The sequence below is a fragment of the Actinotalea lenta genome (assembly GCF_030586465.1).
GTDB lineage: Bacteria > Actinomycetota > Actinomycetes > Actinomycetales > Cellulomonadaceae > Actinotalea > Actinotalea lenta.
The window spans coordinates 46,597-59,931 of the sequence record NZ_JAUQYP010000001.1 but is presented as its reverse complement, the minus strand read 5'-3'; the positions used below and the strand labels follow the sequence as shown (position 1 = coordinate 59,931).

Annotated in this window: 10 protein-coding genes and 1 riboswitch; of the genes, 9 read left to right on the top strand and 1 reads right to left on the bottom strand. The window is 74.7% G+C overall.

Translation table 11 applies throughout. From position 1 onward, the window contains the following. The first annotated feature begins 61 nt into the window (after positions 1–61). The 5 genes from Q6348_RS00260 to Q6348_RS00240 all read left to right on the top strand — a co-directional run bounded on the left by Q6348_RS00260 (position 62) and on the right by Q6348_RS00240 (position 8,311). Complete coding sequence (locus Q6348_RS00260) at positions 62–2,551, top strand: UvrD-helicase domain-containing protein (RefSeq protein WP_304599338.1); 2,490 nt, start codon at positions 62–64, stop codon at positions 2,549–2,551. Between the two features lie 239 nt (positions 2,552–2,790). After that, positions 2,791–4,707 (top strand): acyltransferase family protein, encoded by a 1,917-nt coding sequence (locus Q6348_RS00255; RefSeq protein WP_304599337.1) that lies wholly within the window; start codon positions 2,791–2,793, stop codon positions 4,705–4,707. Positions 4,708–4,824: 117 nt separating this feature from the next. Continuing rightward, the gene (gene sucC, locus Q6348_RS00250) at positions 4,825–5,997 is read left to right on the top strand and encodes an ADP-forming succinate--CoA ligase subunit beta (RefSeq protein WP_304599336.1); all 1,173 of its coding nucleotides are present in this window, start codon (positions 4,825–4,827) and stop codon (positions 5,995–5,997) included. A gap of 30 nt (positions 5,998–6,027) precedes the next feature. Beyond that, complete coding sequence (gene sucD, locus Q6348_RS00245) at positions 6,028–6,918, top strand: succinate--CoA ligase subunit alpha (RefSeq protein WP_304599335.1); 891 nt, start codon at positions 6,028–6,030, stop codon at positions 6,916–6,918. A 67-nt stretch (positions 6,919–6,985) separates the two neighbouring features. Continuing rightward, positions 6,986–8,311: a cell division protein PerM gene (locus tag Q6348_RS00240; protein WP_304599334.1), complete on the top strand. Its 1,326-nt coding sequence runs from the start codon at positions 6,986–6,988 to the stop codon at positions 8,309–8,311. A 125-nt stretch (positions 8,312–8,436) separates the two neighbouring features. On the opposite strand, the gene Q6348_RS00235 is transcribed toward Q6348_RS00240, so the two are convergent. Then, positions 8,437–9,102: a hypothetical protein gene (locus Q6348_RS00235; protein WP_304599333.1), complete on the bottom strand. Its 666-nt coding sequence runs from the start codon at positions 9,100–9,102 to the stop codon at positions 8,437–8,439. A 68-nt stretch (positions 9,103–9,170) separates the two neighbouring features. Between Q6348_RS00235 and purN the strand changes: the two genes are divergently transcribed. The 4 genes from purN to Q6348_RS00215 all read left to right on the top strand — a co-directional run bounded on the left by purN (position 9,171) and on the right by Q6348_RS00215 (position 13,314). Further along, positions 9,171–9,833 carry a phosphoribosylglycinamide formyltransferase gene (purN, locus tag Q6348_RS00230; protein WP_434062038.1) on the top strand — a complete coding sequence of 221 codons (663 nt, stop codon included), beginning with the start codon at positions 9,171–9,173 and terminating at the stop codon, positions 9,831–9,833. Positions 9,834–9,955: 122 nt separating this feature from the next. After that, complete coding sequence (locus Q6348_RS00225) at positions 9,956–10,795, top strand: isocitrate lyase/PEP mutase family protein (RefSeq protein WP_304599332.1); 840 nt, start codon at positions 9,956–9,958, stop codon at positions 10,793–10,795. Between the two features lie 146 nt (positions 10,796–10,941). After that, positions 10,942–11,030: riboswitch (ZMP/ZTP riboswitch) on the top strand. Between the two features lie 32 nt (positions 11,031–11,062). After that, a complete protein-coding gene (gene purH / locus Q6348_RS00220; RefSeq protein ID WP_304599331.1) occupies positions 11,063–12,664 on the top strand; it encodes a bifunctional phosphoribosylaminoimidazolecarboxamide formyltransferase/IMP cyclohydrolase in 1,602 nt (533 codons plus the stop codon). 104 nt (positions 12,665–12,768) lie between these two features. Next, positions 12,769–13,314, top strand: coding sequence for a thioredoxin family protein (locus tag Q6348_RS00215; RefSeq protein WP_304599330.1), 546 nt, complete (start codon positions 12,769–12,771; stop codon positions 13,312–13,314). Positions 13,315–13,335 lie beyond the last annotated feature (21 nt).

The window sequence follows — 13,335 nt, the reverse complement described above, 5'->3', positions numbered from 1 at the left end:
TCACCGTGGCGCCGCCACCGGCGCCGGACCTGGGGGTGGCAGCGCCTAGGCTGAGGTCGCGATGACGACGCTCTTCGACGACCTCCCCCTGCGCGGCCTCGACCCGGCGCGCCTGCCCACCGCCGTGCCCCCTCGCACCGACGACGACTCCGGCTGGCAGGCCGACCGTGCGGCCCGCGCCGACGCGCTGCTCGAGGGCCTGAACCCTCCCCAGCGCGAGGCGGTGCTGCACCACGGCAGCCCGCTGCTCATCGTCGCCGGGGCGGGTTCGGGCAAGACCCGCGTCCTGACCCACCGGATCGCCCACCAGCTCGCGACCGGCCGGGTGCGCCCGTCGGAGGTCCTGGCGATCACGTTCACCAACAAGGCCGCTGCTGAGATGCGCGAGCGGGTGGCCGACCTCGTGGGGTCCGCCGCGCGCGCGATGTGGGTGTCGACCTTCCACTCGGCGTGCGTGCGGATCCTGCGCCGCGAGCACGCCGCCGTCGGCCTGCGGTCGTCCTTCTCGATCTACGACGCCGCCGACTCCCAGCGGCTGATCACCCTGGTGACCCGCGAGCTGGACCTGGACACCAAGAAGTTCCCCGCGAAGGGCTTGGCGTCGCGCATCTCCGCGCTCAAGGACGAGCTCGTGGACCCCGAGGCGTACGCGCGATCCGGGGACGCCGACGACGTGCTGGCGTCCGTCTACGCGCGCTACCAGGACCGCCTGCGCCAGGCGAGCGCGGTGGACTTCGACGACCTCATCATGCGCACCGTGCAGCTGCTCCAGGCCCACCCGGGCGTGGCCGAGCACTACCGGCGACGCTTCCGCTCGATCCTGGTCGACGAGTACCAGGACACCAACCACGCGCAGTACGTCCTGGTCCGCGAGCTCACCGGGCACGGCGACGTGCGCGAGGACGCGGTGCCACGTGCGGAGCTGACCGTCGTCGGGGACGCCGACCAGTCGATCTACGCGTTCCGAGGCGCCACGATCCGCAACATCCTGGAGTTCGAGGCGGACTACCCCGACGCCCGCACCATCCTGCTCGAGCAGAACTACCGGTCGACCCAGACCATCCTCTCGGCCGCCAACGCGGTGATCTCGCACAACCCCGGGCGCAAGCCCAAGCGGTTGTGGACCGACGCCGGCGCCGGCGCGAAGATCGTCGGCTACGTCGCCGACAACGAGCACGAGGAGGCGCGGTTCGTCGCCCAGGAGATCGACCGCCTCGGTGACGACGACGGCGTGCGTCCCGGCGACGTGGCGGTGTTCTACCGCACCAACGCCCAGTCGCGGGCGCTCGAGGAGGTGCTCATCCGCGTCGGTCTGCCCTACAAGGTGGTCGGGGGGACCCGGTTCTACGAGCGGCGCGAGATCAAGGACGCCGTCGCGTACCTGCGCGCGATCGCCAACCCGGACGACGACGTGAACCTGCGCCGGGTGCTCAACGTGCCCAAGCGCGGCATCGGCGACCGCAGCGAGGCGATGCTGGCGGCCTTCGCCGAGCGGGAGCGGATCAGCGTCGGCGCCGCGCTCGAGCGGGTCGAGGAGGCGCCGGGGATCGGCAGCCGCGGTGTCACCCAGCTCCAGGGGTTCCGGGAGCTGATGACCGGCTTGCGCGAGCTCGCCGCAGGCGGCGCGGGGCCCGCCGAGGTGCTGGGTGCCGTGCTGGACCGTACGGGCTACCTCGCCGAGCTGCGCGCGAGCGACGACCCGCAGGACGCCTCACGGGTCGAGAACCTCGCCGAGCTGCACGCGGTGGCGACCGAGTTCGAGCAGGCTGAGCCCGACGGCGACCTGGCGGACTTCCTCGAGCGCGTCTCGCTGGTGGCCGACGCGGACCAGATCCCGGCCGAGGACGTCGCAGACGGCGCCGCCGAGGGCGGTCCCCGCGAGGACCAGGGCGTGGTCACTCTCATGACGCTGCACACCGCCAAGGGGCTGGAGTTCCCGGTCGTGTTCGTCACCGGGTGGGAGGACGGCACCTTCCCGCACATGCGCTCCCTGGCAGACCCCGATCAGCTTGCCGAGGAGCGTCGGCTCGCCTACGTGGGCTTGACCCGCGCGCGTCGCCGGCTCTACATCTCCCGAGCCGCGGTGCGCACCGCCTGGGGGGCGCCCAACGAGTTCCCGGCGAGCAGGTTCCTGGCCGACGTGCCCGACGAGCTGGTCGACTGGCGCCGGCGCGAGTCGAGCATGGCCGCGCTGCGCGCCGGCGGCTCCGGCTGGGGTGGCGGTGCGTCCGCGTGGGGTCGCGGCGGGGGTGGGTACCGCCGGGACGACGACGGTGGTTCCGTGATCGGCAGTGGTCGACCGCCGAGGCGTGCGGACGCCGACCGGTCGGGCGGCACGCCGCCGCGGACCGCGCGCGGATCCTCGAGCCCGAAGGCGTCGGCACCCATCCCGACCCTCGCGGTCGGCGACCGGGTCACGCACGACTCGTACGGCATGGGTCGCGTGGTGGCCCTCGAGGGCTCGGGTCCGAACGCGGTGGCGAAGGTGGAGTTCGGCACCCACGGCACCAAACGCCTGCTCCTGCGCTACTCGCCGGTCACCAAGCTCTAGCCCGAGCCCCGCGCTCCCGAGCGACCCTCCCCTCGACGGCCGTGGGCGCGAGCGTGCAAGTTCTGCCCATCTCCGGACACAACCTGCATGATCGCGCCCGGGGCGAGAGCGAGACGGGTGCGATCCCGGGCGGGTGGGTCGTCGTGGGCTCGAGAGGTGGGGGCGCGGCGCGGTGCCCCGTGTCGTCGTCGGGCGCGGGTACCGTGGGTGCAAGGCGTCCCGATGGAGCGAGGGTGCTGATGAGCGTGGGCGTGGCGCGGGTGGCCGGGAGTCGGCCCCGCCCCGTGGCGCGGCACGTCCGCCGTCGCTACGGCGCCGGTGGGCGCATCCCGGGGCTCGACGGCCTGCGCGCCTTCGCCGTGCTGGCGGTGATCGGCTACCACACGCTGCCTCGGGCGATCCCGGGCGGCTTCCTGGGCGTCGACGTGTTCTTCGTGGTGTCAGGCTTCCTCATCACCACGCTCCTGCTGCGCGAGATGCGGGAGCGGGGAAGCATCCGCCTCGCGGCCTTCTGGACCCGCCGCGCACGCCGGTTGCTTCCCGCGCTGGCCGCCGTCGTGGTCGCCTCCACACTCGCCGCGCGGGTGGTCGAGCCGGACCTGCTCGTGGGCATCCGGCGACAGGTCCTGGGCGCGGCCACCTTCACCACGAACTGGCTCGAGGTCGCGGCGGGCAGCAGCTACTTCGACGAACGGCAGCCTGAGCTGCTGCGTCCGCTCTGGTCCCTCGCGATCGAGGAGCAGTTCTACGTGCTCTGGCCGGTGCTGCTGGTGGCCGGCCTCGTGGTCGTGCGCTCCCGTGCCGCGCTGGCGCGAGCGGCGCTCGCCGCTGCCGCGCTCTCCGCCGTCGCGATGGCGCTGCTGCTCTCGGACGATCCCACCCGGGTGTACTACGGCACCGACACCCACGCCTTCGGACTGCTCCTGGGAGTGGCCGCGGCCTTCGCGTGGCGGGGGCGGCCGTTGCTGGGCGGCGCGCGATGGGCGGCCCCTGGGGCCCTGGCCGGGTTGGTGCTTCTCGCCCTCGTGCTGCGCGACGACGCGTCGGTCACGTATCGCGGTGGCCTGCTGCTCGCCTCCCTCCTGGCCGTCGTGGCAGTGGCGGGCTGCACGGGGGCCAGCACGGCGTACGTGCGGGCGCTCGAGCTGCGACCGCTGTCCTGGGTGGGTGAACGCTCCTACGGCCTCTACCTGTGGCACTGGCCCGTCGGGCTCGTGATGACGCGCCTGGTCGCGGGCGCGCCGGGCACCGGGCGGTGGTGGTGGGGTACGGCGCTCGGCGTCGCCGTCACGTTCGCGCTCGCGGCGGCGTCCTACCGCTGGGTGGAGACGCCGGTGCGCCGGCACGGCTTCCGGGCGACGGGACGGGCCGTGCTGGAGCGGGTCCGCGCCGCTGCCGGGCCCCGGTGGGCCCTGGGCGGTGTCGCGGCCACGCTCGCGGTCACGGTCGCCGTGGTCGCGACCGCTCCCCGGGTCAGCGGCGCCGAGCTCGCGGTGGAGCAGGGCCAGCAGGCGATCGAGGACTCCCGGGCGGGGCAGCCTCCAGCCGAGCCGCCGCCCGACGCCGCCACGGCCCCGGCGGCCACATCGCCCACGCCCGAGGTGTCGCCCACGGCCGAGCCCTCCGCCACGCCCGCCACGCCGTCGGCCGACGAGACGTCGCCGCAGCCCGTGACGGGGACGGACATGATCGGTTTCGGCGACTCGGTGATGTCCGCCGCCGCACCCGCGTTGCTGCGGCGCTTCCCTGGGATAGCGCTGGACGCGAAGCCGATCCGCAAGTGGCTCGACGCGCCGGACATCGTCGCGGCTGCGGCGGCCCGCTCGGAGCTGCGCCCCGTCGTGGTGCTGGCGTTCGGCACCAATGCCGGCTTCCAGCTGGAGGGGTCCGAGGAGGCCCTGCGGGAGGTGCTCGACATCATCGGTCCTGACCGGCGCGTGGTCCTGGTCAACTCCTCGGGGATCTCCTACTGGCTGCCGGACGCCAACGCGCGACTGGCCGAGATCGGCGCCGAACGCCCCGGTACGAGCGTCGTGGACTGGTACACGGCATCGCGCTCCCGCCCGGGCCTCCTGCACGCGGACGACACCCACCCCACCATGGCGGGGATCGAGGTGTACGCCGACCTGGTGGCCGACGCCCTCGGCGCGTCGTGACGGTCGCGACGTCGACCCAGGTATCTCGACGTCGAGAAATCTTCCGTCGGGGCGGCTACCATCGCTGCGGCGGCAGAGCGCGGCGTTTCCGCGGCACGGCGAACGAAGGGCGTCAGGGTGGACCTGTTCGAGTACCAGGCACGGGATCTCTTCGACAAGCACGGGGTACCGGTGCTGGACGGGGTCGTCGCCACGACGCCAGAGGAGGCGCGGGCCGCGGCTGAGCGGCTCGGCGGCGGCACGGTCGTCGTCAAGGCGCAGGTCAAGACCGGCGGCCGTGGCAAGGCCGGCGGCGTGAAGCTCGCCCACTCGCCTCAGGAGGCTGCGGAGCGCGCGAGCGAGATCCTCGGCATGGCCATCAAGGGCCACACCGTGCACCGCGTCATGGTCGCGGCCGGGGCCTCGATCGCCGCCGAGTACTACGTCTCGCTCCTGCTGGACCGTGCCGAGCGCCGCTACCTGGCGATGGCGAGCGTGGAGGGCGGCGTGGAGATCGAGAAGCTCGCCGTCGAGCGGCCGGAAGCCCTCGCCCGCGTCGCGGTGGACCCGACCGTCGGCATCGACGCCGCCAAGGCGGATGAGATCGTGGCCGCGGCCGGCTTCGGGACGGACGTGGCGCCGCAGGTCGCCGACGTCCTCCAGCGGCTGTGGACCGTGTACCGCGAGGAGGACGCCACCCTCGTCGAGGTCAACCCGCTGGTCAGCACCGCCGACGGACGTGTGATCGCGCTGGACGGCAAGGTCACCCTGGACGACAACGCCGGCTTCCGGCACCCGGACCACGCCGGGCTCGCCGACACCGCGGCGACCGACCCGCTCGAGGCGAAGGCCAAGGAGCACGACCTCAACTACGTCAAGCTGGACGGCTCGGTGGGCATCATCGGCAACGGGGCCGGCCTCGTGATGAGCACCCTGGACGTCGTCGCCCTCGCTGGCGAGGCGCACGGCGGCGTCAAGCCGGCCAACTTCCTCGACATCGGCGGTGGTGCCTCGGCAGAGGTGATGGCCGCGGGCCTCGACGTGATCCTCGGCGACCCGCAGGTCAAGGCCGTGTTCGTCAACGTGTTCGGGGGCATCACGGCGTGCGACGCCGTGGCCACCGGCATCGTGTCCGCCCTGGAGATGCTGGGTGACGCCGCGACCAAGCCGCTCGTGGTTCGCCTGGACGGCAACAACGTCGCCGAGGGACGGGCCATCCTGCGAGCCGCCAACCACCCGCTGGTCACCCTTGCCGAGACGATGGACGGCGGGGCCGACCGCGCCGCCGAGCTCGCCCACGCCAGCGCCTGAGCCACGAGACAGACGGGACCGAGACAGAACATGGCGATCTTCCTCACCGAGGCCTCCAAGGTCATCGTCCAGGGCATGACCGGGTCGGAGGGCACCAAGCACACGACCCGGATGCTCGCCGCCGGCACACAGATCGTCGGCGGCGTGAACCCGCGCAAGGCGGGCACGAGCCAGACGTTCCCGCTGGGCGACGGGACGGTGGACGTCCCGGTGTTCGGCACGGTGGCCGAGGCGATGGCCGCGACCGGGGCCGACGTGTCCGTGGTGTTCGTGCCGCCCGCCCATGCCAAGGCCGCTGTCCTGGAGTCCATCGACGCGGGCATGCCGCTGACCGTCATCATCACCGAGGGCATCGCGGTGGCGGACACCGCGGAGTTCTTCACCGCGGCGCAGGCCAAGGGGGTGCGGCTGGTCGGCCCGAACTGCCCGGGCGTCATCAGCCCCGGGAAGTCCAACGTCGGCATCACCCCTGCGGACATCACCGGCCCGGGGCGGATCGGACTCGTGTCCAAGTCCGGCACGCTGACGTACCAGATGATGTACGAGCTGCGGGACTTCGGGTTCTCCACCTGCATCGGCATCGGTGGCGACCCGATCATCGGGACCACGCACATCGACGCGCTCGAGGCGTTCGAGGCGGACCCCGAGACCGACGCGATCGTGATGATCGGCGAGATCGGCGGTGACGCCGAGGAGCGGGCCGCGGCGTACATCCGGGAGCACGTCACCAAGCCCGTGGTGGGCTATGTGGCCGGCTTCACGGCGCCCGAGGGCAAGACCATGGGCCACGCCGGGGCGATCGTGTCAGGGTCGTCCGGCACGGCCCAGGCCAAGAAGGAAGCCCTCGAGGCCGCCGGGGTGACGGTCGGCCGAACGCCCAGCGAGACCGCCGAGCTGATGCGGGCGATCCTGACCCGCTGAGCCCGCGGAGCCCGACACACCCCGTCACCAACCGGGAACCCGGGGCACCAGCGGCGACGATGGCCGGGTGAGCCGTCCCGCCCTGCCGCCGTCCTTCCCGGCCACCCGTCCGGTGGCCGAGGAACCGGCCGCGCCGAGGGGACGGCGACGGTGGCCCGAGGCCGTCGACGCGCTACGGCAGCGCGTCGGGCAGGTCCGGCTGCGGCGCCCCGCGGCGCGCATCGGACCGTCCGGCCTCGCGGCGGGGCTCTTCGCGGGCGTCCAGGGAGCGCTGCTGTCGCTGCTCGTCGTGGTGGTGCCCGCCATCGCCGCGTACGTGGCCACGTCAGCCGACCCCGCGAACGACCGGATCGGCTGGTCGAACGCCGTCGCGGTGGGTTCGGCGCTGTGGCTGCTGGCCCAGGGCGGTGCGCTGGAGGCAGGGGGCGCGAGCGTGACCCTGGTGCCGCTCGGGCTGACCGCGCTCGTGGTGTTCGCCGGGTACGCCTCCGCGCGGCGGTCCTCGCCGCCGACTCCGGGTGCCTGGCTCGCTGCCGTGGCCGGGCACCTGGCCCTGACCGTGCTGGTGGTGCTCGGGGCCGGTGGGACCGGCCCGGCGGGCGCCGGTGGTGGTGCCGCGGCCAGGACCCTCGCCGGGGCGGCCGCGTGCGGCGCCCTGGGTCTCGGGCTGGGTGCGACCCGGCGTGGCGCGCTCGGGGCGTGGCTCGCCCCCAGGGTCGCCGGCGTGCCGACGTGGCTGCGGGCTGCGACGCGCGCAGGCCTGATGGTCCCCGCGCTGCTGGTCCTCCTCGCGAGCGCGGTGACGGCGACGTGGGCGGTCGCCGGGCGCGCCGCGACGGGCGACGTCATCGAGGCGCTGGGCGCCGACAGCTTCGGCGGGGTGACGCTCGCGGTGGCGCAGCTCGGGCTCGCCCCGAACCTGGTGCTCTGGGCGGTGTCCTGGCTGACGGGCACCGGCTTCGCCGTGGGCGCGGGGACGCGGTTCGCGCCGGACCAGGTCCTGGGCGGCCCGATGCCGGCGATCCCGCTCCTCGGGGCCCTGCCCACCCAGGCCGGGGGGCTGCTCTCCTGGGCGCCGGCCGCGGTCGTGGTGGTGACGCTGCCGGTCGCGTGGTGGTTGCGCCGCCGCATGCACGAGGAGGCGGCGTGGCAGCCGCTGGCGGCCGCCGCACTCGCCGCGTCGCTCGCCGCCGTCACGACGGGGGCCCTCGCAGCGGCCTCGGGTGGCCCGGTGGGGCCCGGGCGGCTGGCCGTGGTCGGACCGGCGCCCGGACTGGTCGTCCTGGACACCGTGGCGCTGGTGCTGCCGGCTCTCGTGCTCGTGGTGCCGGGGTCGGCGCTCGTGCGCGAGGCGGTGCGGGGCGCGGTGCGCCGCGCCCGCCACGGCGACTAGGTGTGCCCCCCATCGCGGCGCCCGGTGCGGAGTGCGGCGCCCGGTGCGGAGTGCGGCGCCCGGAACGCCGCAATCTCTGCGCGATGCCGCGGGGTGCGGCGCCGTGGCGCGGGGTTGGCGGGGGGTCAGGGCGCCGGCGTGCTGGTGGGGCTCGGCAGGCCGCGGCCGACCCGGTCGAGCACGGCCTGCTGGTACTGCGTCTCGCAGGCGTGCTGGGCGGAGATGGTCAGGGCATCCTGCTGACACCGCTGAAGCTCCAGCGGCAGAGGCCACAGCAGCGCGATCGATCCGAAGTAGAGGCTGACCAGGCCCGCGATCACCGTGGTCCCGGCCAGCACCCCCACGGTCGGTCGTCGGGCGCGGGCCGCCGCAACCATCGCGCGGACACCGGCCACCACGGCGGCGATCGCGAACGCGCCGCCCGCGAGCCCCCACGGCAGCGGGAGCAGGCCGGTGACCAGGGTCGCGGCGGCGAGCGCGAGCAGCAGCCGGGTCCGGAAGGACGCCGCGGCGATCTCCTCGTCCGTCGGCGGCCGGCGTGGGTGCTGCGCCCCCTGCGGGCGGGGGCCCTGCGGTGGTGGGCCCTGCGGTGGTGGGCCTTGCGGTGGTGGGCCCTGCGGTGGTGGGCCCTGCGGTGGTGGGCCCTGCGGCCTGCCGGACCGCCCGCTGCTGGCTCCGCCGCTGCCCGTCCCGCCGCTACCCGGACCGCCGTTCTCGGGGCCGCCGTTGCCCGGCCCGCCGTCGCGCGCCGGCCTGCCACCGCGCGGGGGTGGTGCGTAGGGGTTGCTCACGCCCCTCCTCCTGGTCGGTGCCGGCGTCGCCCTGCCGGGCACAGTCTTCCACCCGCTAGCCTCGGCCCGTGCCCTCCCAGGACGCGCCCCAGCCGGCGACCCCTCCGGCCAGCACCGTGCCGCACGACGCCCGGCTCGTCGTGCTCGTCTCCGGCGCGGGCTCGAACCTCGCCGCGTTGCTGGCCGCCCAGCAGGACCCGGCCTACCCGGCGCGCGTCGTCGCTGTCGTCAGCGACCGGCCGGACGCCGGGGGCCTCGACGTCGCGCGGGCGGCGGGGGTGGCGACCGTCGTGGTCCGGCCGGCCGACTTCGCCGACCGCGCCGCCTGGGACGCCGCGCTCGCCCGGGCCGTCGGTGCCCTGGACCCGGCATGGGTGGTGTCCGCGGGGTTCATGCGGATTCTCGGTGCGCCGTTCCTGGCCCAGCACGGCGGCCGCGTGCTGAACACCCACCCCGCGCTGCTGCCGTCGTTCCCCGGTGCTCACGCGGTGCGGGACGCACTCGAGCACGGGGTGGCCGTGACCGGGTGCACCCTGCACCTGATCGACGAGGGCGTCGACACGGGGCCGATCCTCGCGCAGCGTGCCGTGGACGTGCTTCCCGACGACGACGAGTCGAGCCTGCACGAACGCATCAAGGTCGCCGAGCGGGCGATGCTCGTCGAGACCGTCGCGCAGGTCGTGCGCCGTGGGGTGGCGGTGGACGGGCGGCGCGCCCGGATCGGCCGCTGAGCCACCGGCCCATCGTCCACGGAGCCACCGGCCCACTGGGGTCTCGTGCCCAGCTCCCGTCCCGCGAGCGTGACCCCCACCTGGGACTGTCGCGCGGGCCCCTGAACGCCGACCATGGCGCTGTGGACACTCTTGAGCGGGACAGCGGCCTGCCGGCGCACCAGGTCAGCAAGGCCGAGGCCTTCCGGGCCCTGCACACCGGTCGCGGCTTCGTGCTGCCCAACGCGTGGGACGCCGGTTCCGCGCGGATCCTCGAGCAGGTCGGCTTCCCGGCCATCGCGACGACCAGTGCTGGTATCGCGTGGTCCCTCGGCGTCCCGGACGGCGGACGCGTCGACCGGGACACGATGCTCGAGCACATCGGTCGCATCGTCCGGGCGGTGGACGTGCCCGTGACGGCGGACCTCGAGGCCGGGTACGGCGACACCCCGGAGGAGGTCGCCCGCACCGTGGCGCTCGCGGTCGAGCTGGGCGCGGTGGGCGGCAACCTCGAGGACGCCCGCGCGGGCGGCCTGTACGGCATCGGCGAGGCGGTCGACCGGGTTGCGGCCGCGCGCGCGGCCGCGCCCGCCGGTGCCTTCGTGCTCAACGCACGGACCGACACGTACTTCGGCGGCGTGTCGGGCGACCCGTTCGACGCGACGGTCGAGCGGGCCACCCGCTACGTCGAGGCCGGCGCGGACTGCGTCTTCGTGCCCGGTGTGGTCGAGGAGGACACCATCCGACGGCTGGTCGCGGCGATCCCCGCCCCGCTCAACGTGGTGGCCGGGCTCGCGAGCACCGTCGACGCGACCACGCTGATGTCGCTGGGGGCGCGCCGGGTCAGCCTGGGCGGCAGCCTGGCCCGCGCCGCGCTCGGCCTGCTCGAGCGTGCGGGGCGGGAGCTGCTCGACACCGGCACGCTCGGATTCCTCGACGGCGCGATCGGGTACGCCGACCTGCAGCGACGCTTCGGCGGCTGAGCCCGGCCGGCGGCCCACGCGGCGACGCGGGCCGAGGCAGTCGGCCCGCGTCCGGATCCTGGACGCCCGTGCGGCGCTGCGCGCGTGGCCGCTCGCACGCCGCGTGGGCTGCCGCGGCCCGGCTCTCCCGGCAGGCCGCTAGACTCGGTTCCGGCCGCGACTGGCGAGGGTGGAACCGACCACCAGGGAACGGCCGAGCGATCATCACGGCGCACCGACCGCCTGGGTGCACCGGGTCCCCGTCCAGCGACCCGACCCGGAGCACCGATGACCGCCACCCCCGACGCCGTGCGCCCCATCCGCCGCGCCCTGCTGTCCGTGTACGACAAGACCGGCCTCCCCGAGCTCGCCACCGCGCTGCACGACGCGGGCGTCCAGATCGTCTCGACCGGGTCGACCGCCCGGGTGGTCGCCGACGCGGGCGTCCCCGTCACCCCGGTCGAGGAGCTCACCGGCTTCCCCGAGTGCCTCGAGGGCCGCGTCAAGACCCTGCACCCGCGGGTGCACGCGGGGATCCTCGCCGACCTGCGCAAGCCCGATCACGTCGACCAGCTCGCCGAGCTCGGCATCGAGCCGTTCGAGCTCGTCGTGGTCAACCTCTACCCGTTCGCGGCCACGGTCGCGTCCTGCGCGGCGCCCGACGAGGTGGTCGAGCAGATCGACATCGGTGGCCCGTCCATGGTGCGCGCCGCCGCGAAGAACCACCCGAGCGTCGCGGTGGTCGTCGACCCCGCACGCTACGAGGACGTCGCCGCGGCTGTGCTGCGCGGCGGCTTCACGCTCGCCGAGCGTCGGGCCCTGGCGGCCGACGCGTTCGCGCACACCGCCGCCTACGACGCCGCAGTCGCCTCCTGGTTCGCCTCCGCCTACGCGCCGGACGAGACAGCCGCGCAGTCGGGCTTCCCCGCCGTCGTCGCGGCGACCTGGGACCGGGCGGCCGTGCTCCGCTACGGCGAGAACCCGCACCAGGCTGCCGCGCTGTACGCCGCGCCCGACGTGCCCGGTGCGCTGCCCGGGCTCGCGCAGGCGACGCAGCTGCACGGCAAGGAGATGAGCTACAACAACTACGTCGACTCCGACGCGGCCTGGCGTGCCGCGCACGACTTCGCCGGTCCGGCCGTCGCCGTGATCAAGCACGCCAACCCGTGCGGCATCGCCGTGGGTGACGACGTGGCGCAGGCGCACGCCAAGGCGCACGCGTGCGATCCGGTGTCCGCGTACGGCAGCGTGGTGGCTGCGAACCGCCCCGTCACGGCGGCCATGGCCGAGCAGCTCGCGCCCGTGTTCACCGAGGTGGTGCTCGCGCCCGACTTCGAGCCCGAGGCGCTGGAGATCCTGACCCGCAAGAAGAACATCCGGGTGCTGCGCGTGCCCGGCCCGGCGAACAGCGCCCCGGTCGAGCTGCGGCCGATCAGCGGCGGCCTGCTCATCCAGCAGGCCGACCGCATCGACGCCCCCGGGGACGACCCCTCGGCCTGGACCCTCGCTGCGGGGGAGCCGGCCGACGAGGCGACGCTCGCCGACCTGACGTTCGCGTGGCGCGCGGTGCGGGCCACCAAGTCGAACGCGGTCCTGCTAGCCGCCGACGGCGCGTCGGTCGGCGTCGGGATGGGGCAGGTGAACCGGGTGGACGCGTGTCGGCTCGCGGTCGAGCGCGCCAACCGGATGGGTGAGGAGCGCGCCCGGGGTGCGGTCGCGGCCTCCGACGCCTTCTTCCCGTTCCCGGACGGTCCGCAGATCCTCCTGGACGCCGGGGTCCGGGCGATCGTCCAGCCCGGGGGCTCGGTGCGCGACGAGGAGACCATCGCGGCCGCGCAGGCCGCCGGGGTCACGATGTACCTGACGGGCACCCGGCACTTCGCGCACTGATCCTGGCGCGCGGACACCCGCCGGCTCGCCCCGCCTGCTGGACGAGCCGGCGCGGCGCGCGTGCCCGCTGGGCGAGCCGGGCCGCCCGTGCCTACCGTGGGTGGATGGCTGTCGAATCCACCATGGTCCCGCTGGGCAGTGCGCTGCCGTCGTTCACGCTCCCGGATCTCGCGGGGACCACGGTCTCCAGCGAGCAGTACCTCGGCAAACCCCTGCTGGTCGCGTTCGTGTCCAACCACTGCCCGTACGTCCGGCACGTGGAGCGCGGGTTCGCGGCCCTCGCCACCCGGCACGAGCAGGACCTGTCCGTCCTGGCGATCTGCACCAACGACGCCGACGCGTACCCGCAGGACGGGCCGATCGGCCTTGCCGAGCAGGTCGACCGCGCGCTGTGGGAGTTCCCGTACCTGATCGACACCACCCAGGAGGTCGGCCGGACGTTCGGGGCGGCCTGCACACCGGACTTCTTCCTGTACGACGCCGACGGTCGGCTCGCCTACCGGGGCGCGATGGATGCGTCCACCCCGGGCAATGGCCTCCCGGTGACCGGCGACCTCCTCGAGGACGCCGTGAGCCGCGTGGTCGCCGGCAAGCCGGTGCCCGAGCCGCACCGGCCGAGCATGGGCTGCTCCATCAAGTGGCGCGAGTGACCGGTCCGGCCTCGGCACCGC